We start from the raw sequence: 24,277 nt of genomic DNA on the forward strand, positions 1-24,277 counted from the left end.
ATGAAACGTAAAATTGTTTATGAACATTAATTAATAAGGAGAATTTATGAATAAAGTTTTTTTTGATTCAAAAGAATATATTATGCCAAATGGTATAAAACTTTTATTAGTAAAAAAGCAAACAGATTTATTTTCAATTAATGCTGGGGTAAAAATAGGATCTGTATACGAAGCGGAAGGAGAAAAGGGGATTTCTCATTTTGTTGAGCATATGCTTTTTAAAGGCACTGAAAACAGAGATAATGAAAAATTAAATGATGAGCTAGAGAACATTGGTGGAGAATATAATGCATATACCGATTATAATTGTACGGTTGTAAGTATATCAGGACTTCAAGAGGAGTTAAAAAATGCAATAGAACTTATATCTGATATGCTTATAAATTCAAATTTTCCAAAAGATGAAATTGAAAGAGAAAGAGAAGTAATATTAGCAGAAGTTAGGACTAGTCTTGATGACATTGAAGATTATAGTTATAAAGTAGCTCATGAAATAGCATATAAAAATAGTCCTTTAAAATACGATACCATAGGAACAGAAGACAATATACTAAAATTAAAAAGAAAAAATTTAGTTGATTTTTATAAAAGATATTACGTACCTAATAATTGTTGTATATCTATAGTATCTTCTTTAGATTATGAAGAAGTGTACAATATAGTAAGTGAATACTTTAAAGGCTGGACACCATTAGAGGTCAAACATAATGATATTATAATTGAAGACAATATTAATATTAAAAAAATAAGTTTTAAAGAAAATATTGAACAAAGTAGTATTGTATATATATATACTTTCCATAACTTAGATAAAAAACATGAATTGGCATTAAAAATATTAAATCATAGATTAGGGGCAAGCGGAAACTCTATTCTTTTTAGAGAACTTAGAGAAAAAAAAGGACTTGCTTATGATGTATACTCAGAGCTTGATACTACAAGTTTTGTAAAAAGTATGTACATTTATACTTCAGTTAGTAAGAAAAATATAAATAAGGCTATAAAGTGCATAAATTTATGTATAGAAAATATAAATAATGGCAAATATTTGTTCAAAAAGGATTCAACTGCAATCATGAAAAAGGTGCTAAAAACTTCTGTGATTTCTACAATAGAAGATACAACAAGTTTATGTAATTATATGCTTCATCAATCTATAGATGGAAACGACGTATATGAATTTATAGATGATATGGAAAGGCTTAAAAACATAAAAGAAGATGATATTTATGAAACCGCAAAGTCGGTTTTTAATAAGCCAACTATCCATATACTTATGCCAAAAGAGAGTGATGGTATTGAATAATAAAATTACAAAAATAGAGACGCAAAAAAAGAATAAAGAAAGAGTTAATATTTATGTTGATGGAGAATATAAATTTCCTTGTAATTCGCAGATAGTTTTTTCATATAATTTAAAAGTGGGCAATGTTATTGATACTGATAAAATTAAAGAAGTAGCAGAAGAGGATAGTTTTATAGCTTGTAAGAATTATGCACTAAACGTAATAGATAGAAATTTAAAAACAGAAAAACAAATGGTTGAAAAACTAAAAAAAAGAGAATATAGTGATAAAATTATTAAAAGAGTATTTATATTTCTAGAAGAATATAATCTTATTAACGATGAAAATTATGCGAATTTATATATAAAGGATAAAATACAAAAACAAGGGAAAATAAGAATAAGATATGATTTGTTAAAAAAAGGGATTTCGAAAGAAATTATAGATAAAAGCTTACAAAATGTAGACGATTATGAAGAATTAAAAGCAGCAGAAAGTCTGCTCCAAAAAAAATATGAAAGTATAATAAGAATTGAAAGAGATTATTACAAGATATATTCTAGACTTAAAAGCTATATGCTTAGGTGTGGTTACCGAAGTAACGTTGTAAGTGAAATATTAAAGAGGAAATTAAAAGACATAGAGGATATTACGGAAAACAGCCAAAATGAAAAAAATAACAAAGATGTAAAGAATAAAGACCTAAAAATAATAGCTGAAAAGAGATATAATATTATTAGAAAAAGTGAAAATGATAATAAAAAAGTTTATAGAAAATTATGGGAATATCTTATGAGAAGAGGATATTCAAAAGATGAAATTAAAAATGAGCTTGAAAAAATAATGAGTGATAACTAAATCTAGAGGTGATTCTGTGAAAATTAATCCTATAACGGTAATTATAATAGCTAGTGTTATATATCCAATATTAAGAGGCATTATTTTTGGCTTTTCTGCCTATAATGCCAAGAGAGATATAGCTAGTATAGGAACTAGCATTTCATTTGCATTGGCTATATATATAGGAGTAAAGTATTTGAAAAACATATTCATTGTAAATGAGCATAATGTTATTAATAAGATTGCTCAGATTTTACCGGATAAATTAGCTAGTTCTCTTCAGTCGAATCCAGTTATTATATACGTTTTAGCTCTATTACTTATAATATATTTGATATATAAACTTATAGAGATAATAATAATATATTTGATAAGTTTTACTATATATCAAGTAATAGATAAAATTGAAAGCTCTATTAGAAATAAAAATTTTGTACTCAGAAGGATAATTGGGGCATTAATTGAAATACCCAGGGCTATATGTTATCTTCTAGTTGTATTATTATTTTTAAATGTTGCATCAATGATTAGCAGCAATAGGCAATTTAATAATTACTTGTCAACTTCAAATATATATGGATATTTCTGCAAACAGTTTGTTACACCTATAACTAACTCAAATGTAGCAAAAAAACTACCACAAATAATTGGAGATTCTGTAAAAGTTGTAGTTAGGCAAGGGGACACGAACAATGTTTCTAATGGAGAAAATTTAAGCAATACTATTGTTTATTATAATGGGGTTACCTTGGATCAGGCAGTAAAATCAAATGAAAGCATTGATAATTTTTCAAAGAAAGTTGTACATGGCTATTCTGGCACAATAGATAAGGCAAAAGCATTATATGATTGGGAGGGAAGCAGCATAACTTATGATTATAATAAAGCTAGTTCAGTACTTAACAATGATTATGATGTTAAATCTGGTGCAATTCCAACATTTGATACAAGAACAGGAATATGTTTTGATTACGCAAGTCTTTATGTAGCAATGTGCAGAGCAAACAATATAAAGGTAAGGCTTGTTACTGGCGAAGGTTTTAATGGGGTAAATTGGATTAGTCATGCGTGGAACATGGTTTATTTGCCGGAAACAAAGGAATGGATTAATGTAGATACTACCTTTGCAAAGGGTGGTAACTATTTTAACAATAAGATGTTTGATTTAGACCATAGGAATGCAAAAATAATAGGAGAATGGTAAGATCTTAAATAGAAGCTTTAAAGTAACAAGAAATAGATGAATATATAAAAAGATTAAAGAAAACCTACGGTTAGATGTAAGATATAGATTATGTTAAAACCATCATAACCGCTAAATCTTCAACCTTATCGTAAGATATCTTTAATCTTTTTTACTCAGCGTGCACAGTGAATTTCTATTGCTTAACAGCAAATTTTATTGAAAAATTTATACCAGAGACAAATAGAGATAAATTTAGATAGATGAACTGTAATTATATTGCATCTTTTTTATAGGATTTTGTGATCATTGAAATAGCTCGTTCACAATCATTATCAGAATTATCTAAAGACCAAGCAGTGTTAAAATAAATTAATGCTTTCTTCTTGTTTTTTAACATAATGTTACAATATCCTAAATTAAAGAAATAACGGCTGTCTTGCTTTAATTTTATAGCTCTTTCTAGTAGAGAAATAGCTTTATCATAAGTGCCTAGTTTTATTAAGCAAACTGCTGCATTATACAATGAGGCTGTTTCATTCTCTTTTAATTTTACTGATTTTAAATAGAAATTCAAAGCATTTTTATAGTCTTTCTTATTGTAATAATCATTAGCATCATTAAAATAGTTCATAAAATCCTCCTTTATAGTAAGCTGTGGAGTGATATATATAAAAGTACCTATTCAAATTTATATCCATAAAATAGAAAAAATATTCATAGGTAAAAGAAAGTTTGCAAAAATTAATATATATTATATAATAGCATATATAAGGTAATAACAATTCTCTATAGGAGGGATGATAACATTGCAATACAGATTTGTCATGATTAAGATATAGAATTTATTATAAAAATTATGTTATAATAAATTTTGGCCTTAGTATTTTAGTTATTAATATTGCAGTATAAATATATAATGAAACGGGAAGGTAATTATGAGAGAAATATTAAAATTAGGTTTAGATGTAGGATCAACTACAGTTAAATTAGTTATATTAAATGACAAAAACAAAATATTATTCAGCAAGTATGAGAGACATTTTTCAGATATTAAAAAAAAGATAGTAGAACTTATAGACGAAGCTTATATTGAATTTAAAGATAGTGATATTAAAGTTATGATAACAGGCTCTGGGGGGCTTTCTGTATCTAAATGGCTAGATGTTTCATTTATACAGGAGGTAATTGCTTGTACAAATACTGTAGAAAAATTAATACCTGAAACAGATGTTGCAATAGAACTTGGCGGTGAAGACGCAAAAATCACTTATTTTGTTGGAAGTATTGATCAGCGAATGAATGGTACATGTGCTGGAGGAACTGGTGCATTTATAGATCAAATGGCTACTCTTTTAAAAACTGATGCAAAAGGTTTAAATGATTTAGCAAGAAACTATAAAAATATATACCCAATTGCAGCTCGTTGTGGCGTATTTGCGAAAACAGATGTACAACCACTTATAAATGAAGGAGCAGCTAAAGAAGATATTGCTGCATCAATTTTTCAAGCTGTTGTTAATCAAACAATTAGTGGACTTGCATGTGGAAGACCAATAAAAGGTAAAGTAGCATTTTTAGGAGGACCGCTTTATTTCCTTTCAGAATTAAGAAATAGATTTATAGAAACCTTAGAATTAAAAGAGGATGAAATAATTTTCCCAGAGGATTCACAGCTTTTTGTTGCAGAAGGTGCAGCTATTGCTTCTGAGAAGGAAAAGTCAATAAAATTTAGTGATTTAAAAAATAGATTATCTGTTTTGAAGGAAGATTCAACTAGCCAAGTTGAAACAATAAGACCATTATTTCGTGATGAACAAGAATTAATAGATTTTAAGAAAAGGCATGATAAAGATAAGATAGAAAGAATGAACTTAGAAGATTATGCTGGAAAGTGCTTTTTGGGTATTGATGCAGGATCTACCACTACTAAAGCAGCACTTATTTCAGAAGATGGAAAATTGTTATATTCTTATTATGGAAGTAATGAAGGAAGTCCACTAGAGCTTACTATAAAAATATTAAAGGATATATATACAAAACTTCCTACAGCTGCAAAGATAGTAAATTCTACAATAACTGGTTATGGTGAAGGTCTAATTAAGGCTGCATTAAAAGTTGATATAGGTGAAGTTGAAACTATTGCGCACTATAAGGCTTCAGATTTCTTTTTACCAGGTGTAGATTTTATATTAGATATTGGTGGACAGGATATGAAATGTCTAAGAATAAAAGATGGAACAATAAATAGTATACTTTTGAATGAAGCATGTTCCTCAGGGTGTGGATCATTCCTTGAAACTTTTGCTAAGTCATTAAAAATGGATATAAGGGATTTTGCAAAGGCAGCAATAGAATCTAAAAAACCTGTAGAACTTGGTTCTAGATGTACTGTATTTATGAATTCGAGAGTTAAGCAATCACAAAAAGAAGGTGCAAAGGTTGGAGATATTTCTGCAGGATTATCTTATTCTGTTATTAAAAATGCACTTCTTAAAGTAATAAAAGTTAGAAATCCTAAAGAATTAGGCGAAAAAATTATTGTACAAGGTGGTACATTCTATAATGATGCGGTTCTTAGAAGTTTTGAACTTATATCTGAAAGAGAAGCAGTAAGACCGGATATAGCTGGACTTATGGGAGCATTTGGCTGTGCACTTATTTCAAGAGAAAGATATGAAGAAGGACATGTTACTACCTTACTTGGACTAGATGAAATAGACAAGTTTGATACTAATGTTACAATGAGAAGATGTGGACTTTGTGGTAACAACTGTATGCTTACTGTTAATGAGTTCTCTGATGGAAGACAGTATATTACTGGTAACAGGTGTGAAAGAGGAGCAGGACATGCAATTAAGAAGAATAGTATACCAAATATGTATGATTATAAATACAAAAGAACTTTTAAATATAAACCTTTAAAAAAGGAAGATGCTAAAAGAGGAGTTGTTGGAATCCCAAGAGTATTAAATCTATATGAAAATTATCCATTTTGGCATACATTTTTTACAAAATTAAATTTTAGGGTTGAACTTTCACCTAGATCATCAAAAGATATTTATGAACTTGGAATAGAAACAATACCGTCAGAATCGGTTTGTTATCCAGCAAAGATTTCTCATGGACACATAGAGAGTCTTATTAAAAAGGGAATTAAATTTATTTTTTATCCGTGCCTTCCAAATGAAAAGAAAGAACAACAAGGTGCAAATAACAATTTTAACTGCCCTATTGTAACTTCTTATGCAGAAGCACTAAAAAATAATATTGATGAACTTAGAGGTGGAGATATAATATTTAAAAACCCATTTTTACCTTTTGATGATATCAGTAGACTTAAAAAGAGACTGTATGATGAATTCTTAGAATTTAATATTTCTAAGGGAGAAATAAATTCAGCAGTAGAAGCTGCAAGTGAAGAACAAGATAAATATAGACAAGACATAAGAAATAAAGGCATGGAAGTACTAAAATATATTAAAGATAATAATATAAAAGGTATTGTTTTAAGTGGAAGGCCTTATCATGTAGATCCAGAAATAAATCATGGTATACCTGAACTTATAACTAGCTTTGGAATGGCTGTACTTACTGAGGATTCGGTAGCTCATCTTGGTGAAGTTGAAAGACCACTTAGGGTTGTTGATCAATGGGTATATCATTCTAGGTTATATGCAGCAGCCAGTTTTGTAGCTACACAAAAGAATCTTGAACTTATTCAGTTAACGTCATTTGGATGTGGGCTTGATGCGGTTACTACAGACCAAGTTGAAGAAATATTAGAGAATTACAAGAAGGTTTATACATCAATAAAGATTGATGAAGGAAATAACTTAGGTGCTATTAGAATAAGGATACGATCACTAAAGGCAGCTATGGAAGAAAGAGATAAAAGAGGATTTAAGTTAGAGAGAGTTGAAAAGTTTAAAGAGAGAATAGTGTTTACAGAAGAGATGAGAAAAACACATACAATACTTTGTCCTCAGATGTCACCGATACATTTTCAATTTTTAGAAGAGGCGGTTAAGTCTTCTGGATATAATATTGTGATTTTACCGTCTGTAGATAAAAGTGCAGTTGATGAAGGATTAAAATATGTTAATAACGATGCTTGTTATCCATCTATAATTGTAGTAGGTCAAATAATAGAGGCATTAAAATCAGGTAAATATGATGTAAATACTACTTCAGTTTTAATTTCCCAAACTGGTGGTGGTTGTAGGGCAACAAACTATATTGGATTTATAAGAAAAGCACTTAAAGATGCTGGATTTGAAGATATTCCGGTTGTTGCTATTAGTGCTCAAGGCCTTGAAACTAACCCAGGTTTTAAATACTCAATTTCCATGCTTAATAAATGTGCAATTGCATTAGTTTATGGAGATTTACTTATGAGAGTGTTATATAGAGTTAGACCATATGAAAAGGTAGCAGGATCTGCGAACAAACTCTATGAAAAATGGGTTAAAATATGTAAAGAATCTTCAAGAGTTGGAAATCATGGAGTGTTTAAAAAGAATGTAAAAGACATAGTAAATGATTTTGATAATTTACCAATAAATAATGTCAATAAACCTAAAGTTGGCTTGGTTGGAGAAATTCTTGTTAAATTCCATCCAACAGCAAACAATAATATTGTAGATACCATAGAGGAAGAAGGCGCAGAAGCAGTGATGCCTGATCTTACAGATTTCTTGTTATATTGTGCTTATGACTCAGGATATAAACAAAAGTATCTTTCAGGAACAAGAAAAACAAAATATATTAGCAATATATTAATAAGTGTCATTGAATACTACAGAAAAGAAATGAAAAAGGCTTTAAAGAAGAGCAATAGGTTTGAAGCTCCAGCATCCATAAGCAAATTAGCAGATGGAGTTAATGATATTGTTTCTATAGGAAATCAGACTGGTGAGGGATGGTTTTTAACAGCAGAAATGGTTGAACTTATTGAAAGTGGTGTAGAGAATGTTGTTTGCATGCAGCCATTTGCATGTCTTCCAAATCATATAACAGGTAAAGGTATGATTAAGGAATTAAAGAGAAGATACACATATGCTAATATTGCAGCAATTGACTATGATCCAGGTGCAAGTGAAGTTAATCAGCTAAATAGAATAAAGCTTATGCTTTCAACTGCATTTAAGAATATGGAGAAAAAAGAAGCCTTTGTAAAAATGAATGAAATAGTTGAAGAAAAAAAGCAAAATATAGAGGATGTTTCTCCGGTTAAAGCATAAAAAATTTTTAAAATATAGTCTAAAGTTTTTCACTGTTATTTCTAAAAGTGAAAAACTTTAGACTTATTTTAAATTTGTCCACTTTTTGTATAAATCTAAATTATAACTTTTAATATTCTCTAAAAAGAGACCAATAATTTTTAAATTTTTGAAATCCTCAAATAACTCATAAAAAATATTTATTTTGTTTGTATTATATTGAGCGTCCATAAGAATAAGAGTATCGTCACTTTTTAGAAATATATTATTTGAGTTTATTGCTATATTTTTTGTATTAGAGTTATATATTTTATCCATAAATTCAATTAGTTTATAAGATAACATCTGATTAAGCCCATTCTTTTTTATATAATTATTAAGACTTATACCTTTGATGTATTCTCTAATAATATAATGTCCACAAAAATTATAGATTTTAGGTGTAATATTCACAACCTGTAAAGAGGTAAGTAAATCAAAATCTTTTTTGCATTTATAAGGATCTTTATAAATTTTAACTACCTTTCTATCTTTCATAAGATATGTTGATGAATTGATATCTCCGCCAATATATTTGCATTCATCAAGTTTAATAATATATGCTTTATTAATATTCGTTTGTAACTTTGTTTTTTTTCTCATAATATTATACCTCGTATCAAGAGATTTTAGAGTCTAAGCTTTTACTTTTTAATAATTAAATCTCTATACAATAGTATATTAAATATTAACTAATCTGTTACATACAAGATGTACCTTGTGTTTTTACTTGACATATATTATATTTAATATATAATAAAAAATAATAATGAATTTATGCTTTGATGAAGAGGAGTAAGGAAAAGAAGGTATTAAGAGAGGAAGATTTGTTAGCTGGAAGGTCTTCTATACAGTTATTCTTGAAGGTAGCTTCGGAGCATCTTTGCTGAATATAAACTTAAGCAAAGACGGTGTCTTAACCGATATTAATTGAGAGCCTGCATTTTTTATGTGGGAAAAAAGGTGGTAACGCGCGCAGTCGTCCTTTAACAGGATTTCTGCGCTTATTTATTTTGCATAAAAATTACAATAGGAGGAATTTATAAATGGAAGATTCGAACAATATAGCAAAAACCTATGATCCAAAAGAATTTGAAGATAGATTGTACAAATGGTGGGAAGAACAAGGATTTTTTACACCTAAACCAGATAAAACTAAAAAACCTTACACAATTATTATGCCACCTCCAAATATAACAGGACAGCTTCATTTAGGGCATGCACTAGATAATGCATTGCAAGACTTTTTAATAAGAGCAAAAAGAATGCAGGGATATGAAACCTTATGGCTTCCAGGACAAGATCATGCAAGTATAGCAACTGAAGTAAAGGTAGAAAAAGAACTTTTAAAAGATGGATTTAAGAAAAAGGAAATGGGAAGAGATGCATTCCTAGAAAAAGTTTGGGAATGGACAGATACCTATAGAGCTCGAATAAGAGGACAGCTTAAAAAAATGGGAGTTTCAGCTGATTTTACAAGAGAAAGCTTTACAATGGATGAAAAGTTAAGTAAAGCTGTAAGAGAAGTATTTGTAAAACTTTATAATGAAGGATTAATATATCAAGGAAATAGAATTACAAATTGGTGTCCTAAGTGTCAAACAGCACTATCAGATGCTGAAATTGAATATGTAGAGCAAGAGGGCCATTTTTGGCACATAAAATATCCTGTTAAAGATAGTGATGAGTTTTTAGAAATAGCAACAACAAGGCCAGAAACATTGCTTGGTGATACAGCTGTTGCTGTAAATCCAAATGATAAAAGATATTCACATTTAATAGGTAAAACCTTGATATTACCATTAGTAAATAGAGAAATTCCAATAGTTCTTGATGATTATGTTGATGTGGAATTTGGAACAGGAGCGGTAAAGATAACACCAGCACATGATCCTAATGATTATGAAGTTGGTAAAAGACACAAACTTCCAGAAATAATTATATTAAATAATGACGGAACTATAGTTAATGGTTACGGAAAATATTCTGGATTAGATAGATATGTTGCACGAAAAGAAATTGTTAATGATTTAGACGAAAAAGGTTTTCTTGTAAAGATAAAAGAGCACACGCACAATGTAAGTACTCATGACAGATGCGGAAGTACTATTGAGCCAATGATATCAAAACAATGGTATGTTAAAATGGAGTCTCTTGCAAAACCAGCTGTAGAAGCTGTAAAAAGCGGAAAGACAAAGTTTGTGCCTGAAAGATTTGACAAGACTTATTTTAATTGGATGGAAAATATTCAAGATTGGTGTATATCAAGACAACTTTGGTGGGGACATAGAATTCCAGTTTGGTACTGCAAAGATTGCGGTGAGATAATAGTAGCCTCCGAAGATCCTACTACATGCACAAAATGTGGAAGTCATAATCTAAAGCAGGATGAAGATGTTCTTGATACATGGTTTAGTTCAGCACTTTGGCCTTTTTCAACTTTAGGATGGCCAGACAATACGGAGGACTTAAAATATTTTTATCCAACCAGTACTTTAGTTACAGGATACGATATAATTTTCTTCTGGGTAGCAAGAATGATTTTTTCAGGAATTCACAATATGGGAGAAACACCATTTGAACATGTTTTAATACATGGACTTGTAAGAGATTCTGAAGGAAGAAAAATGTCAAAATCACTAGGTAATGGTGTTGACCCATTAGAAGTAATTGAAAACTTTGGAGCGGACGCACTAAGATTTACCCTAATAACAGGAAACGCACCTGGAAATGATTTAAGATATAAAACTGAAAAGGTAGAAGCGGCTAGAAACTTTGCCAATAAAATTTGGAATGCATCTAGATTTGTTTTGATGAATATTGATAAAGATATATTGAAAAAATATCAGAATTGTAAACAGTATAGTCTTGGAGATAAGTGGATACTTTCAAGAGCAAATACAGTAGCAAGAGAAGTAACTGAAAACATAGATAAATTTGAACTTGGAATAGCTTCTCAAAAGGTATATGATTTTATGTGGACAGAATTTTGTGATTGGTATATTGAAATTGTTAAGCCAATTATGTATGGTGAAGATGAAAAAGCAAAGGGTATAGTATATAACGTTCTTAATAAAGTACTTACTATAGGACTTCAACTTTTGCATCCAGTAATGCCTTACATTACGGAAGAAATTTACCAACATTTAGAGAAGGAATATGAATCAATATCTATATCAAAATGGCCAGAATATAGTGAAGAACTTCATAATGAAAAAGCTGAACAAGATATGAATTACATTATTGAAGCAATTAAATCACTTAGAAATGTAAGAGCTGAGATGAATGTTCCACCTTCAAGAAAAGCGAAACTTATTATGCTTTCAGTGGATTCAGCTAAAAGTGCATATGAAGCAGGAATTTCTTACTTTGAAAAACTTGGATCAGCAAGTGAAGTTGTATTTATAAAGTCTAAAGGAGAAGCACCTAAAAATGCAGTTTCAGTAGTAACAAAAGGTGGAGAAATATTTATGCCGCTTCTTGATCTTATAGATTTAGAAAAAGAACTTGAAAGACTTCACAAAGAAGAAGAGAAGCTTAACAAAGAAATTGAAAGAGTAAATAAGAAACTTTCAAATCAAGGATTTGTTGCCAAGGCACCAGCAGCAGTAATTGAAGAAGAAAAGGCAAAAGGTGAAAAATATAAGGAAATGCGTGAAGCAGTAATTTCAAGAATAAACAGTTTAAAATAGGGTAGCGATTAGATGATTGAATTAAAAGAACTTTCATTAGACGATAAAGCTAAGATATATGATATGCTTCATGAAATTGGACCAGGAGAAAATGGTTTTGAAAATAGAGGGTATTATGTTGATAATATTAATTTTCAAGATTATTTACTGGGAAATATTGAAATGAGCAAGGGAGTTAATTTGAATCCTAAGCTTGTACCTCAAACTATATACTGGTTATATATGGATAATCAGCCGGTTGGAATTGGGAAAATACGAGATTATCTTAACTGTAATTTAATGATATCAGGAGGACATATTGGATATTGCATACGGCCTTCTAAAAGGGGTTATGGTTATGGAAATACAATTTTATTAGAACTCTTGAAAAAAGCTAAAGAAAAAAATATAACTAAAGTTTTAATTACATGCAGGGATTATAATATACCATCGAGAAAGGTAATTGAAAAAAACGGTGGAAAGTTTCAAGATATAAATGACCATATCTGCAGATATTGGATAGATAATTTATAGAAAAAGGATGTACAAAATGAATTATAATGAAACTATGGAATATATAAAAAACACAGCTAAATTTGGAAGCAACTATGGATTATCAAGAACACAAAAGATATTAGAATTTCTAGGAAATCCAGAAAAAAAGTTGAAATGTATTCATATAGCAGGAACTAATGGAAAAGGATCTACAACAGTTATGATTGCAGAGATCCTTAAAAATGCAGGATATAAGATTGGGATGTATACCTCCCCTTTTCTTTTGGAGTTTGAAGAAAGAATACAAGTAAACGGAAAAAATATTCCTAAAGAGGATTTATGTCAAGTTGTAAGTGAACTTTCAAAAGCAGTAGAAAAAGTAGTTGCACTTGGTTATGAGCATCCTACAGAATTTGAAATAATAACGTGTGCTGCTTTTTTATATTTCTATAAAAAAGCAGTGGATTTTGTAGTTTTAGAGGTTGGCTTAGGTGGAAGACTGGATTCTACTAATGTGGTAGATCCTCTTTTATGTGTTATTACTTCAATAAGTTATGATCATATGAATATTTTAGGAAACACATTAAAAGAGATAGCTTCTGAAAAGGCAGGCATTATAAAAGAAAGCAAGGCAGTAATATTATATCCTCAAAATCCAGAAAGTGAAGAGGTTATAGAAAATACATGTAAAGAAAAAAAATGTACTTTAATAAAAGTTAATAAGGATTCTGCTAGCTTCATAAAAGTTTATGAGGAGGATTCAAAGTATTTTCAATGTGTGGATATAAAGACAGAAACGGACACATACCATATAAAACTAGCACTATTAGGTGATTACCAACTTTTAAATTGTAGTACAGCAATTCACTGCATAGAGCAACTTATGAAATTAGGGGTTAAAGTAACAAAAGAAAATATCGAAAATGCACTTAGAGGAGTTAAATGGATTGGGCGACTTGAAGTGCTTCAAAATAAACCAACAGTTGTAATAGATGGAGCACATAACATAGACGGAATAAGGAATCTAAGCAAAAGCATAACAAAATATTTTAAATATAACAAACTCATACTTATATTAGGGATACTTGCAGATAAAGAAGTTGAAAAGATGGTAGAACTAATTGCAAAAAAAGCTGAAAAAATAATTACAGTAACGCCTCATAGTGACAGAGCAGAATTAGCTAAGGACTTAGAAGTTGTTGTTAAAAAATTTAATTTAAATTGTGAAAGTACAGATGACTACAAAATGGCTATTTCTAAAGCAAAGGGATATTGCAAGGATGATGATTTGCTCCTTATTGCAGGCTCTTTATATATGATAGGGGATATGAGGAAAATTTTAACTCATTAAAAAATAGGTGGTTTAAGTATGAAAGAAGTAGGGAAAATTAAATGGTTTGGTGGATATAACCCTAATAGTGGAAAATTAAACGATTATGGATATATAATCAGAAAAAACAAACCTGATTTATATTTTAATAGAAGCCATATTAGGTGTAAAGCTAAGGAACTTACAAAAGGAAAAGCTGTATCTTTTGAAACGGGTATAAATTTCAAAAATAACATGGAGCAAGGGTTTAAGGTCAAACTATTAGAGAATGATGATAAGGAATTTATATTTAAAGAAGAAGTTTTTCAGTACCTAAGTAGCGAAGAAAAAATGAAACTAGAAGCAGATTATGAAGAAAACAGTATAATTAGTTTGTGGCAATATATGGACTTGACACTTAAAATCAGGTTGCTTTTTAAGATAAGTGCTGAAAATATGGATACTTCAATTTTAGAAAAATTACAAGAAGAGAATAAATTTATACGAGCGCTGATAATAATAGCTTGGATAAAGAACAATCAAGATAAAAAAGATATAACTTATGAAAAAGCAGAGGTGTTATTGTCTGTTTATCTTAAAGAAATCTCAAATAAAGAAGGTAAATTAGAAGAACTGAAGAGCATATTCCCTAAAAATAGAGAATATAAAGTAGATATAAAAAGGGATTGGATGAGGTGGACAATCCTAGAGTTTTTGCAAAACTGCAATAATACAAATATTGCAGTGGATATTGAAGACGGAAACAAGGAACTTATCAATCTTGTTACATGTATAAATGAATACATTAAAATGTTGTAAATATGAAAAGAAAGTCTTCGGTTTAAAGTCAAAACTTTAAACCGAAGGCTTTCTTTTTTTAGGTGAAAACTTATGGAAATACTTATAAACATAACCTTATGCGTATAAGTATTTCACTGATAAGCCTAATAAAAATTAATTAGCTTCTATATGATCCATTTATCTTAACATAATCGTAGGTCAAGTCACAGCCCCAAGCAGTTGCTGAGTACTCTCCGTCATTTAAATCTATTGTGATGGTGATTTTTTCTTCCTCCAATATATTTTTTGCGAGAGTTTCGTCAAAACCAATATTTCCACCATTTTTACAAATTTGAATGGTTCCAATTTGGTTACTAAAGAAAATGTTTATAGCATCTACATTTAGATTGGCACCACTATAACCAAGTGCGCATAGTATTCTTCCCCAGTTAGCATCCGCACCAAAAAATGCTGCTTTCACAAGACTTGAAGTTATAACAGCTTTTGAGCATATCTTAGCATCCTCTAAAGTTTTTGAATGGTTTACTATAACCTCAAGAAGTTTGGTGGCACCTTCGCCATCCTTTGCAATCATTTTAGATAGTTCAATATTTAGAAAATGAAGTGCAGTTTTAAATGCCTCATAATTCTTGCTTTCAGAGTCGATTAATTCATTCTCACAAGCACCATTAGCAAGAACTATTACCATATCGTTAGTGCTTGTATCTCCGTCAACAGAGACCATATTATAGGAATCCTCAACACTTTCTTTAAGGGATTTATTAAGCATAGACTTAGATATATTTGCGTCTGTAGCTATAAATGAAAGCATGGTACCCATATTTGGATGTATCATTCCAGAACCTTTAGCAATGGCGCTTATCATGGACTTTTTACCATCAATTTCAAATTCTATAGTGAGTTTTTTTAGAAAGGTATCAGTTGTCATTATAGCCTTTCCAGCATCTTCGCCACCTTCGTAAGAGAGTGAATCACAAGCCAGCTTAATTCCAGTTTTAATTTTATCAAATGGTAGAGGTTCACCAATTACACCTGTGGAAGCAACTAAAACTTCAGAAGAGGATAAATTTAATTCTTGTGCAGTTAATTCTGCCATAAGTTCTGCATCCTTATAGCCTTTATCTCCAGTACAAGCATTTGCATTGCCACTATTTGCTACAATTGCTTGTATGTTGTTGTTATCAATTGTTTTCATATTTAGAAGAACTGGGGCGGCTTTAACTATATTTCTAGTAAAAGCTGCTGCTGCTACAGCCTTTCTTTCGCTATATATAACGCATAAATCTTTTTTTGATTTTTTGAGTCCACAGTGAATACCAGATGCTTTAAAAAAAGGGACATCAGTTATGGTTTTATTTTCTAATATTTTTATTGATTTCATATAGAAAGCCTTCTTTCATTAATTTATATTTATGCAAAAATAGGAATGAGTTCTAATGCTTTGGTTTCTTCTATTCCAAACATTAAATTCATATTTTGAATTGCTTGCCCTGCAGCACCTTTAATAAGATTATCAATTGCAGAGATAACAATAACTTTGTTTGTTCTATGGTCTATTCTTAGACTTATATCACAAAAATTCGAATCTTTAACAAATCTAGTTTCAGGTAATTCCTCAGTAACTCTAACAAAGCAACTATCTTTATAAAAGTCTCTATATAGATTTAATAAATCTTCTAATTTGTATTTTTTATTTAAGGTGGCGTAACAAACAGCAAGAATTCCTCTATTCATAGGGACAAGATGAGGAGTAAATGTTAATTTTATATCCTCTTTTGCCATTGTGGAAAGAGTTTGTTCGATTTCTGGAGTATGTCTATGAGTTGTAACACCATAGGCCTTAATTGATTCATTGCATTCCACAAATAGGTTACCGGTAGCAGCTTTTCTACCTGCACCAGATACCCCAGATTTTGCATCAATTATAATAGAAGATGTATCTATTATGTGATTTTTTACTAAAGGTATAAGCGCTAGTGAACTAGCTGTTGGATAACATCCAGGATTAGCAACTAAGTTAGCCTTTTTAATTTCTTCTTTGTTTATTTCAGGTAGTCCGTACACAGCTTTAGATAATAAATCTGGATATGTATGTTCAAGTTTATACCATTCTTTATACAAGGATTTGTCCTTAAGTCTAAAGTCAGAACCAATATCAATTAGCTTAACACCAATGTCCATAGCTTTTTTTCCAAATTCCAAAGCTTTTCCAGAAGGTAAAGCTGTAAAAAGAACATCTATATCATTTAAGCGTTCAAAGGCCTCGTGAATATTTATACATTTTTTATCAATAAAGTTTTTAAAACCAGAATAAACATCACAAAAAGGCTCCCCAACGTAACTATTAGAACATAAAAAATCAATGTTAACATCTGGGTGGCTATAAAGTAATCTTGTAAGTTCTGTGCCAGAATAACCTGTTGCACCAATAATACCAACGTTTATCATAAATATCACTCCAATTTAAGTAAGGTTTTAAAATAATTATACATAACTAATCATAAATATTCAATAAAAATAAGAAAATTAACTAATATTTATTGAATAAATCTTTTTTAATGTGTATAATTATACATGTAAAAGGATAAGGTAGGTGCTTGAATGTGAATATTGTTTTTAATGATGAAGCTTTAGAACCTTTGCCTGAAATTGAAAAGCTAAGGGGAAAAACATTTGTTGTAAAATATGGAGGCAGTATAGTTAATGATGAAAAAGCCACAAAGAATTTTTTTAGAGATATAGCTCTATTAAAAATGCATGGCATCAATATAATAATTGTCCATGGTGGCGGACCAATAATTTCTAAATGGCTTAAAATTGCTGGTATAGAGTCTAGATTTGTTAACGGACTTAGATTCACAGATGAAAAAGTTATGGAAGTAGTTCAAATGGTATTGGCAGGACAAGTTAATAAGGATTTAGTGCTAAATTTGAATTTAAGAGGAGTTAATGCTATAGGAATATGTGGAATAGATGACAAGCTTATTGAAGCTGAGAAAAAATATGTTATAGAAGATGGCAAAAAGATAGATATAGGTTATGTAGGTGAAGTAAAAAGTATTAATGAGAGAATGCTTTTAGGAATTATAAAAAATGGTCAGATTCCAGTGATTTCTCCAATAGGCTTTGATACAGACGGGAACAAATATAATATTAATGCAGACTATGTAGCTTCATATATAAGTTCTGCTATTAAGGCAGATAAGCTGATTATATTAACAGATGTAGAGGGTGTTTATAGAGATATAAATGATAGAGAAAGTCTTATACCTTATCTTAATTTAGATGAAATTGAAACTTATATTAATGAAGGCATAATATGTGGAGGAATGATTCCTAAAATGGAATGTTGTAGTGATGCAATAAAAAATGGAACTAAAAGAGTACATCTTATTTATGGGAAAAATGAGCATTGCCTTATAAATGACATATTTAGTAATAAAGGTACTGTAATAGAAGAGAAGGAGTATGATGATAAATGTCAAAAAATAATATAATGAATACTTACGGTAGGTTTGATGTAGTGTTTGAAAAGGGAAAAGGAACAAGAATTTTTGACAAAGATGGCATAGAATATATTGATTTTGTATCTGGAGTTGCTGTAAATTGTTTAGGGCACTCAAATCCTAAAATAGTTGAAACTATAAAAAATCAAGCAGAAAAAATTATGCATATCTCAAATTATTACTGGAATGAAAATGCAATGAATTTAGCAGAAAAATTATGTAAAAATTCTGATCATCAAAAAGTATTTTTCTGCAATAGTGGAACAGAAGCTATTGAAACTGCTTTAAAACTTTCAAGAAAATATGGAAAACTATCTTCTAAAAACAAAGGTGACAAAAATGAAATAATATATATGAATAATTCTTTTCACGGACGTACTATGGGATCACTATCTGTAACAGGACAGCCAAAATATCAAGAACCATTTAGGCCTCTTGTTGGTAATGTAAAAAGTGTTAAATTTAATGATGTTAAAGAACTAGAAAAAGTTGTAAATGAAAATACGTGCGCAATTATACTTGAACCAATACAAGGAGAAGGCGGGATTATATGCGCGGATATAGAATTTTTAAAAACTGCTAGAAAGCTTTGTGATAAATATGATGCCTTATTAATTTTTGATGAGGTGCAATGTGGAATTGGTAGAAGCGGAAAATTGTTTGCATATCAAAAATATGGTGTTGTGCCAGATCTAATATGTATAGCTAAGGCTCTTGGCGGAGGCTTTCCAATTGGAGCACTTCTTGCAAAAGAGAAGGCAGCAGAAGCTTTTGTTCCGGGCGATCATGGAAATACTTATGGCGGAAATCCACTTGGCACTGCAATAGGTTGTTGCATATTAGATGAGCTAATTGACGGAAATGTAATTAATTCAGTAGACGAAAAAGGTGAATATATAAAAGCAAAGCTTAACACATTTAAGGAAAAATATAACGTTATTGAAGAAATAAGGGGCATGGGCCTTTTAATTGGGATAAAACTCAATGTAGATAATAAACTTTTTTCAACTAAATGTTTTGAGAAAAAACTTTTAGTTATAACTGCAGGTGATGGTGTTGTAAGATTGTTACCACCTTTAAATGTATCTAAAGAGGATATAGATGCTGCACTTGATATTGTAGAAGAAGTGATTAAAGAAATGTAATTTATAAATATTAAAAAACTTTAGAATCGATGAAAGTCGGTTCTTTTTTTATGGATAAGTTACTAAGCATAACGTATTCAGAAGAATATTGACAGTAGCTTAGAAACATATTAAAATTTAGTAGTATATGATGTACTACTAAATTTGAAAATTATGGTTGTATTATAAAGATTAGAAAAAATTTTATAAAGGGGATATTATGTATGAATATTAATACACAATTAAGAGATATGATTAGTGCATTTTCAAAGCTAGAAGGAGTGGAAGGTATTTTATTAGCAGGATCACATGCTATGAAAACTAATGATAAGGATTCAGATTATGATATTTATATCTACACAATTAAGGAAATATCAATAGAAAATAGAAAAACAATTACTGATGTATTTTGTAGTTATATAGAGTTAAATAATACTTTTTGGGAGAAGGAGGATGACGGATTTTTAAAAAGAGACAATGTCCCTATAGAAATTATATATAGAAACTTAAATTTTATTGATGATTTATTAAATAGAACTTTAATAAAATGTGAAGCAGATGTGGGATATACTACTTGTTTTTGGTCCAATTTCATAAATTCAAGTATATTGTATGATAAAAATGGCAATTTAAATAAGCTTCAAAAGAAGTATAAAGTATCATATCCTCATGAATTAAAGGAAAACATAGTAAAGAAGAATTATCCTTTATTAAGGCTTCAAGTGCCGGCATACTATTATCAAATAGAGAAAGCATTAAAAAGAGATGATTATATTAGTGTGAATCATAGAGTTGCGGCTTTATTTGCAAGTTATTTTGATATTATTTTTGCCATAAATGAAGCTCCTCACCCCGGTGAAAAAAAGATTCTTAAGATTATAAAAGATAACAAATTTAAGGCACCAAACAATATGGAGTTAAGCATTAATAATATTTTAAAGTTTTCAGTTTCAAAGAATTCATATATATTGAATGAAATAGATTTATTAGTTAAAAATTTGGATGCGTTATTGAAAAAGGAAGGGTTGTGGCAAGAGTGGATGAAATATTAAGTTTATTAAAGAAGTTGAATTTTTCAAAAACAGAGGCAGCAGTTTATGTTGATTTGTTGAAGAATTCAAGCTTAAATGGATATCAAATTGCCAAAAATTTAAATATATCTCGTTCTTCGGTGTATTCAGCTTTAGACAATCTGTATAAAAAAGGTGTTGTGTTTTTGTTACCTGGAGACTCTCAAATATATAAAGCAGAGGATCCATCAGTGTTAACAAATAAAATGAAAGATGAATTTGTCGAAGCAGCAGATTTATTGGAAATAAAATTACAACAATTAAAAACAACGGATTCAGAAGAAAGATATTTAAATATTGAAGGTTATAACAATGTTGTGGCCAAAGTAAAGGAACTACTTTTAATAGCAAAAAAAGAAGTTTATATAAATACTGATTTTGATTTACAAATCTTTTCAAAAGAATTTATTGAGCTCCAAAAGAGGTCAGTTAGAATAATTATTTTCTCTTTCTCTAAGGTAAATGGTGAAAATCTGCCAGTAGAAATTTATAAACATGATGATTACAATTGTTTTGGAAAGCAAACAAGAATAATGTTAGTTGTAGATTGCAAAAAGACATTAGTAGCAGATAAAGGTCCAAACAGAGAAGAGTTTCTAGGTACATTTACAGAAAATGCTCTTTTAACAGCTGTGGTTTCTGAGCACATTCATAATGATATATACCTTTTAAAATTAAAAAAAATATATAAAAAGAATTTAATTAATAAAGATATAAAGTTAAACACTATGTTTGAGAATAGATAAATAAGGATATGAAGCATAAAGACTCTCACTTCTATAAGTGGAGAGTCTTTATGTCTTTTAAGTGCTAGATTTTTTAATTTGCACTTTACAGATTAAAGTTATTTTTTTAGAACTAGTGTTTCCAAGGCATTAACAAATTGATCTGGGCAGGAGGTTCCTCTTCCACCACAATCAATACCTTTTAAACGTTCAATGGCAGCATCAACACTCAAACCTTCTACTAGTCTAGAAATAGCTTGAAGATTTCCATTACAACCACCTAAAAAAGAAACATTGACAATTTTATTATCTTTGATATCAAAATCTATTTTTCTTGAGCAAACGCCCTTTGGTTCATAAGTATACATATCTTTAGTACCACCTCTCAAATATAACATATAATTTACTATATCAAAAAATTATATAATGTCAATAAGATAATGGCACAATGATGACATTGTTCATATTATAATGTGGAGGGGAGGGAGGTAGTTTGAAAAATAATTTATTTGTATGCAACACTTATTCTGATAGCATATCTATAATAGATTTAGATATGTTTATGGAAGCGGATAGAATAAACTTAAATAACTCTAACTTAGATAAAGTTGGCCCATGTAACATATGCACATATAAAAATAAACTATTGGTGGTAAACAAATATAGCAATTCAATTTCAATTGTTGATATGAATAAAGGAGAGATTGAAAATAATTTTTTTATAGGCATGAATTGTAATGATGTAAAAGTATGTGGTGATAAAGCTTTTGTTGTATGTAGTGATTCAAATAAAATTATAAAATACAATATTGCAAAAGAACAGATAGAAGAACAAATTTCTTGTGGAGAGATGCCATATAGCATTGATTTATATAAAGCCAAACAGTTGATTATAACAGCTAATATGAATAATGATAGTATTACTATGGCTAATTATGATAGAAATGAAAACATAAGGCAAATTAGAGTGGGAAATTATCCAACAAAGGCTCTTTTCGGTATAGATGGAAACAATATTTTTATTTGTGAAAGTAATATAGGATCAGATCAATGTGGAAGTATAAGTATATTGTCTTCTAAGGATTTAAGAGTTTTATATAGAATTTCAGTTGGGAATACACCTGTTGACATGTGTATAAATCAAAATTTATGTTTTGTTACAAATTTTGGAGATGGAACTGTTAGTATAGTAGATTTAAACAAATGTATAGAACTAGACAGAATTGAAATAGGTGGTATGCCTAAAGGAATATTAACATATAGAGGAAATATGTATGTGGGAGATAGTTATAATAATATACTATTTTGTGTGGACTTATTAAAGAAAAATAAGAAAGTTTTGAAAGTTGGGAGAGAGCCCAGCGGTATGCTCCTCTCCTAGCTGTTTACTAATACATTAATTATTTCATTATATAATTCAGAAGAATTAGTTTTCCACTTTGTACAAATATCCCTAGCTTGCTTATTGGAGACAACATTTAATTTTAAATCTATTAACGTAATACCATTTTCCATAGCTTTTAAATTAACAGTAAAACTATTATTACTAGCAATAGTGTAGTCGGCAGTGAGATCTATTTCTTGTCTTATTTTGTTTATATTTTCTTCAATGTATGAATCTACAACTTTCGTTTTGTTCTCAGATAGTCTATTTAAAAACATGCCCAAAACTTTGTGACCTTTAGAAGTAACAGTAAGCCTGTTTTTCCCACTTACCTCCATGTATTCAATAAAACCTGCTGTAATAAGTTCTGATATATATTGTTGAAGCGTAAAATAATTCAAAAAATTGTTTTTAAGCACAATTTCCGTAATTTGATTTTTAGACACTGGCAGTTTAATTGATTCTAATATATATAATAAAAGAAGTTTGTTTTCAGCTAGTTCTAAAGTGTCTTCAAACATCTTCTTTTCCCCCTTGTTATAAGAATTATAATATATTATATCACAAAAAAATATATAAACAAATTAGTGTTCTAAAATATTTTTGAAGTAATAAAGTTGTCTTTACGGCGAATATAGATAAAATAAGAAAATTTAATATTGGAGGTAAATTAATGCACGTTATCATAATAAGGCGTAGTTTAATAAAGAAAATTGTAATAGGTGTATTGGTATTGTTATTTATTACAATAGCACTTGTTATAGCAGGAAAAACTGCAAAAGACACTTCTATCTATAAACAAAAATCAATTCCAATTTATTCTGTTAAAACAAATGAAAAAAAAATTGCTATATCTTTTGATACAAGCTGGGGATACGATAATACTAAAAAAATTTTAGATGTACTTAAGAAGCAAGATGTTAAGGCAACATTCTTTGTTATTGGTAAGTGGATAGAGCAAAATCCTGAAGATGGAAAACTCATTGAAAGTCAAGGAAATGAAATTGGAAATCATTCTGATAGTCATAAGGATTTTACAAAACTTTCAAAGGAAGAAATTATAAAGGATGTAGAATCTTCAGATGCAAAAATAATGGGAGTTACAGGAATAAAAACTAATTTGTTTAGATTCCCTGAAGGAACCTATGATGACAGAAGCGTTAAAATAGTTGAAAGCACAAATCATAAATGTATTCAATGGGATGTTGATAGCATTGATTGGAGAAATGATGGACAAGGTATTGAATATAAAAGAGTTATGAAAAAAGCTAAAAATGGTTCCATAATTTTATTTCACAATTCAGGGAGGTATACACCTGAAACTTTAGATTTAATTATAACTAAACTAAAGCAGCAAGGTTATACTTTTGTAAAAATATCTGATTTAATCTATAAAAATAATTATATTGTAGATGAGAATGGAACACAAATACAAAAATAAGCTATTGAAATTTGAGTAAAAAATATATTATAATGGAAATACGTGGTAAAATTAAAAGGTAATTATTTATATTTTATGTTAAATGTTATAATTTAAATAACGATTTATTTTAGAATTAGTTATAATTTTATAACATTAATAATATTTATAAATATGTCTATAAAACTAAGGGAGAGGGGAT

Annotated in this window: 20 protein-coding genes and 1 other annotated feature; of the genes, 14 read left to right on the plus strand and 6 right to left on the minus strand. The window is 29.3% G+C overall.

Features of this window, described 5'->3' with window-relative positions:
* The first annotated feature begins 46 nt into the window (after nucleotides 1-46).
* Genes B8978_RS05235 through B8978_RS05245 form a run of 3 tightly spaced genes read left to right on the plus strand, consistent with a single transcriptional unit; the run spans nucleotide 47 to nucleotide 3,330 of the window.
* Entirely contained in the window at nucleotides 47-1,306 is a 1,260-nt protein-coding gene (locus B8978_RS05235; RefSeq protein WP_084114478.1) for a M16 family metallopeptidase, read from the plus strand.
* Nucleotides 1,299-2,144: a recombination regulator RecX gene (gene recX / locus B8978_RS05240; RefSeq protein ID WP_176212619.1), complete on the plus strand. Its 846-nt coding sequence runs from the start codon at nucleotides 1,299-1,301 to the stop codon at nucleotides 2,142-2,144. The genes B8978_RS05235 and recX overlap by 8 nt, the downstream gene beginning before the upstream one ends.
* A gap of 16 nt (nucleotides 2,145-2,160) precedes the next feature.
* Nucleotides 2,161-3,330, plus strand: coding sequence for a transglutaminase-like domain-containing protein (locus B8978_RS05245; RefSeq protein ID WP_084114481.1), 1,170 nt, complete (start codon nucleotides 2,161-2,163; stop codon nucleotides 3,328-3,330).
* A gap of 253 nt (nucleotides 3,331-3,583) precedes the next feature.
* Here B8978_RS05245 and B8978_RS05250 read toward each other — a convergent pair whose 3' ends face one another.
* Nucleotides 3,584-3,943: a tetratricopeptide repeat protein gene (locus B8978_RS05250; protein ID WP_084114483.1), complete on the minus strand. Its 360-nt coding sequence runs from the start codon at nucleotides 3,941-3,943 to the stop codon at nucleotides 3,584-3,586.
* Between the two features lie 304 nt (nucleotides 3,944-4,247).
* On the opposite strand from B8978_RS05250, the gene B8978_RS05255 reads away from it, so the two are divergent.
* A complete protein-coding gene (locus tag B8978_RS05255) occupies nucleotides 4,248-8,552 on the plus strand; it encodes a 2-hydroxyacyl-CoA dehydratase (RefSeq protein WP_084114485.1) in 4,305 nt (1,434 codons plus the stop codon).
* Nucleotides 8,553-8,615: 63 nt separating this feature from the next.
* On the opposite strand, the gene B8978_RS05260 is transcribed toward B8978_RS05255, so the two are convergent.
* Nucleotides 8,616-9,173 (minus strand): RIO2 family protein, encoded by a 558-nt coding sequence (locus B8978_RS05260; RefSeq protein WP_084114487.1) that lies wholly within the window; start codon nucleotides 9,171-9,173, stop codon nucleotides 8,616-8,618.
* 170 nt (nucleotides 9,174-9,343) lie between these two features.
* Nucleotides 9,344-9,560, plus strand: a binding site (T-box leader).
* Nucleotides 9,561-9,616: 56 nt separating this feature from the next.
* Here B8978_RS05260 and B8978_RS05265 point away from each other — a divergent pair.
* From B8978_RS05265 to B8978_RS05280, 4 genes are read left to right on the plus strand one after another with little or no spacing between them, the layout of a single operon-like run.
* Entirely contained in the window at nucleotides 9,617-12,262 is a 2,646-nt protein-coding gene (locus tag B8978_RS05265; RefSeq protein ID WP_084114489.1) for a valine--tRNA ligase, read from the plus strand.
* 12 nt (nucleotides 12,263-12,274) lie between these two features.
* Nucleotides 12,275-12,775 carry a GNAT family N-acetyltransferase gene (locus tag B8978_RS05270; protein WP_084114491.1) on the plus strand — a complete coding sequence of 167 codons (501 nt, stop codon included), beginning with the start codon at nucleotides 12,275-12,277 and terminating at the stop codon, nucleotides 12,773-12,775.
* 16 nt (nucleotides 12,776-12,791) lie between these two features.
* Nucleotides 12,792-14,087, plus strand: coding sequence for a bifunctional folylpolyglutamate synthase/dihydrofolate synthase (locus tag B8978_RS05275; protein ID WP_084114493.1), 1,296 nt, complete (start codon nucleotides 12,792-12,794; stop codon nucleotides 14,085-14,087).
* Between the two features lie 18 nt (nucleotides 14,088-14,105).
* Nucleotides 14,106-14,864, plus strand: coding sequence for a hypothetical protein (locus tag B8978_RS05280; protein WP_084114495.1), 759 nt, complete (start codon nucleotides 14,106-14,108; stop codon nucleotides 14,862-14,864).
* A gap of 139 nt (nucleotides 14,865-15,003) precedes the next feature.
* Here B8978_RS05280 and argJ read toward each other — a convergent pair whose 3' ends face one another.
* Both argJ and argC read right to left on the minus strand, forming a co-directional pair.
* Complete coding sequence (gene argJ, locus B8978_RS05285; protein ID WP_084114497.1) at nucleotides 15,004-16,227, minus strand: bifunctional ornithine acetyltransferase/N-acetylglutamate synthase; 1,224 nt, start codon at nucleotides 16,225-16,227, stop codon at nucleotides 15,004-15,006.
* A 29-nt stretch (nucleotides 16,228-16,256) separates the two neighbouring features.
* A complete protein-coding gene (gene argC, locus B8978_RS05290) occupies nucleotides 16,257-17,294 on the minus strand; it encodes an N-acetyl-gamma-glutamyl-phosphate reductase (protein WP_084114499.1) in 1,038 nt (345 codons plus the stop codon).
* A 161-nt stretch (nucleotides 17,295-17,455) separates the two neighbouring features.
* Here argC and argB point away from each other — a divergent pair, with 161 nt between their 5' ends.
* The 4 genes from argB (at nucleotide 17,456) to B8978_RS05310 (ending at nucleotide 21,292) form a co-directional block, all read left to right on the plus strand.
* Nucleotides 17,456-18,343: an acetylglutamate kinase gene (argB, locus tag B8978_RS05295; RefSeq protein ID WP_242950511.1), complete on the plus strand. Its 888-nt coding sequence runs from the start codon at nucleotides 17,456-17,458 to the stop codon at nucleotides 18,341-18,343.
* A complete protein-coding gene (locus tag B8978_RS05300; RefSeq protein WP_084114501.1) occupies nucleotides 18,325-19,497 on the plus strand; it encodes an aspartate aminotransferase family protein in 1,173 nt (390 codons plus the stop codon). The genes argB and B8978_RS05300 overlap by 19 nt, the downstream gene beginning before the upstream one ends.
* 203 nt (nucleotides 19,498-19,700) lie before the next feature.
* Nucleotides 19,701-20,528, plus strand: coding sequence for a DUF4037 domain-containing protein (locus B8978_RS05305; RefSeq protein ID WP_084114503.1), 828 nt, complete (start codon nucleotides 19,701-19,703; stop codon nucleotides 20,526-20,528).
* Nucleotides 20,504-21,292: a TrmB family transcriptional regulator gene (locus B8978_RS05310; protein WP_139795986.1), complete on the plus strand. Its 789-nt coding sequence runs from the start codon at nucleotides 20,504-20,506 to the stop codon at nucleotides 21,290-21,292. Before B8978_RS05305 ends, B8978_RS05310 begins: the two co-directional genes overlap by 25 nt.
* A gap of 98 nt (nucleotides 21,293-21,390) precedes the next feature.
* Here B8978_RS05310 and B8978_RS05315 read toward each other — a convergent pair whose 3' ends face one another.
* Nucleotides 21,391-21,639 (minus strand): TIGR03905 family TSCPD domain-containing protein, encoded by a 249-nt coding sequence (locus B8978_RS05315; protein WP_084114506.1) that lies wholly within the window; start codon nucleotides 21,637-21,639, stop codon nucleotides 21,391-21,393.
* A 125-nt stretch (nucleotides 21,640-21,764) separates the two neighbouring features.
* Here B8978_RS05315 and B8978_RS05320 point away from each other — a divergent pair, with 125 nt between their 5' ends.
* Entirely contained in the window at nucleotides 21,765-22,652 is an 888-nt protein-coding gene (locus B8978_RS05320) for a YncE family protein (RefSeq protein WP_242950491.1), read from the plus strand.
* On the opposite strand, the gene B8978_RS05325 is transcribed toward B8978_RS05320, so the two are convergent.
* Nucleotides 22,649-23,176 (minus strand): DUF4364 family protein, encoded by a 528-nt coding sequence (locus B8978_RS05325; RefSeq protein ID WP_084114508.1) that lies wholly within the window; start codon nucleotides 23,174-23,176, stop codon nucleotides 22,649-22,651. The genes B8978_RS05320 and B8978_RS05325 overlap by 4 nt on opposite strands.
* A 152-nt stretch (nucleotides 23,177-23,328) precedes the next feature.
* On the opposite strand from B8978_RS05325, the gene pdaB reads away from it, so the two are divergent.
* Nucleotides 23,329-24,096, plus strand: coding sequence for a polysaccharide deacetylase family sporulation protein PdaB (pdaB, locus tag B8978_RS05330; RefSeq protein ID WP_084114510.1), 768 nt, complete (start codon nucleotides 23,329-23,331; stop codon nucleotides 24,094-24,096).
* Nucleotides 24,097-24,277 lie beyond the last annotated feature (181 nt).

This window comes from Clostridium acidisoli DSM 12555 (assembly GCF_900176305.1).
GTDB lineage: Bacteria > Bacillota > Clostridia > Clostridiales > Clostridiaceae > Clostridium_I > Clostridium_I acidisoli.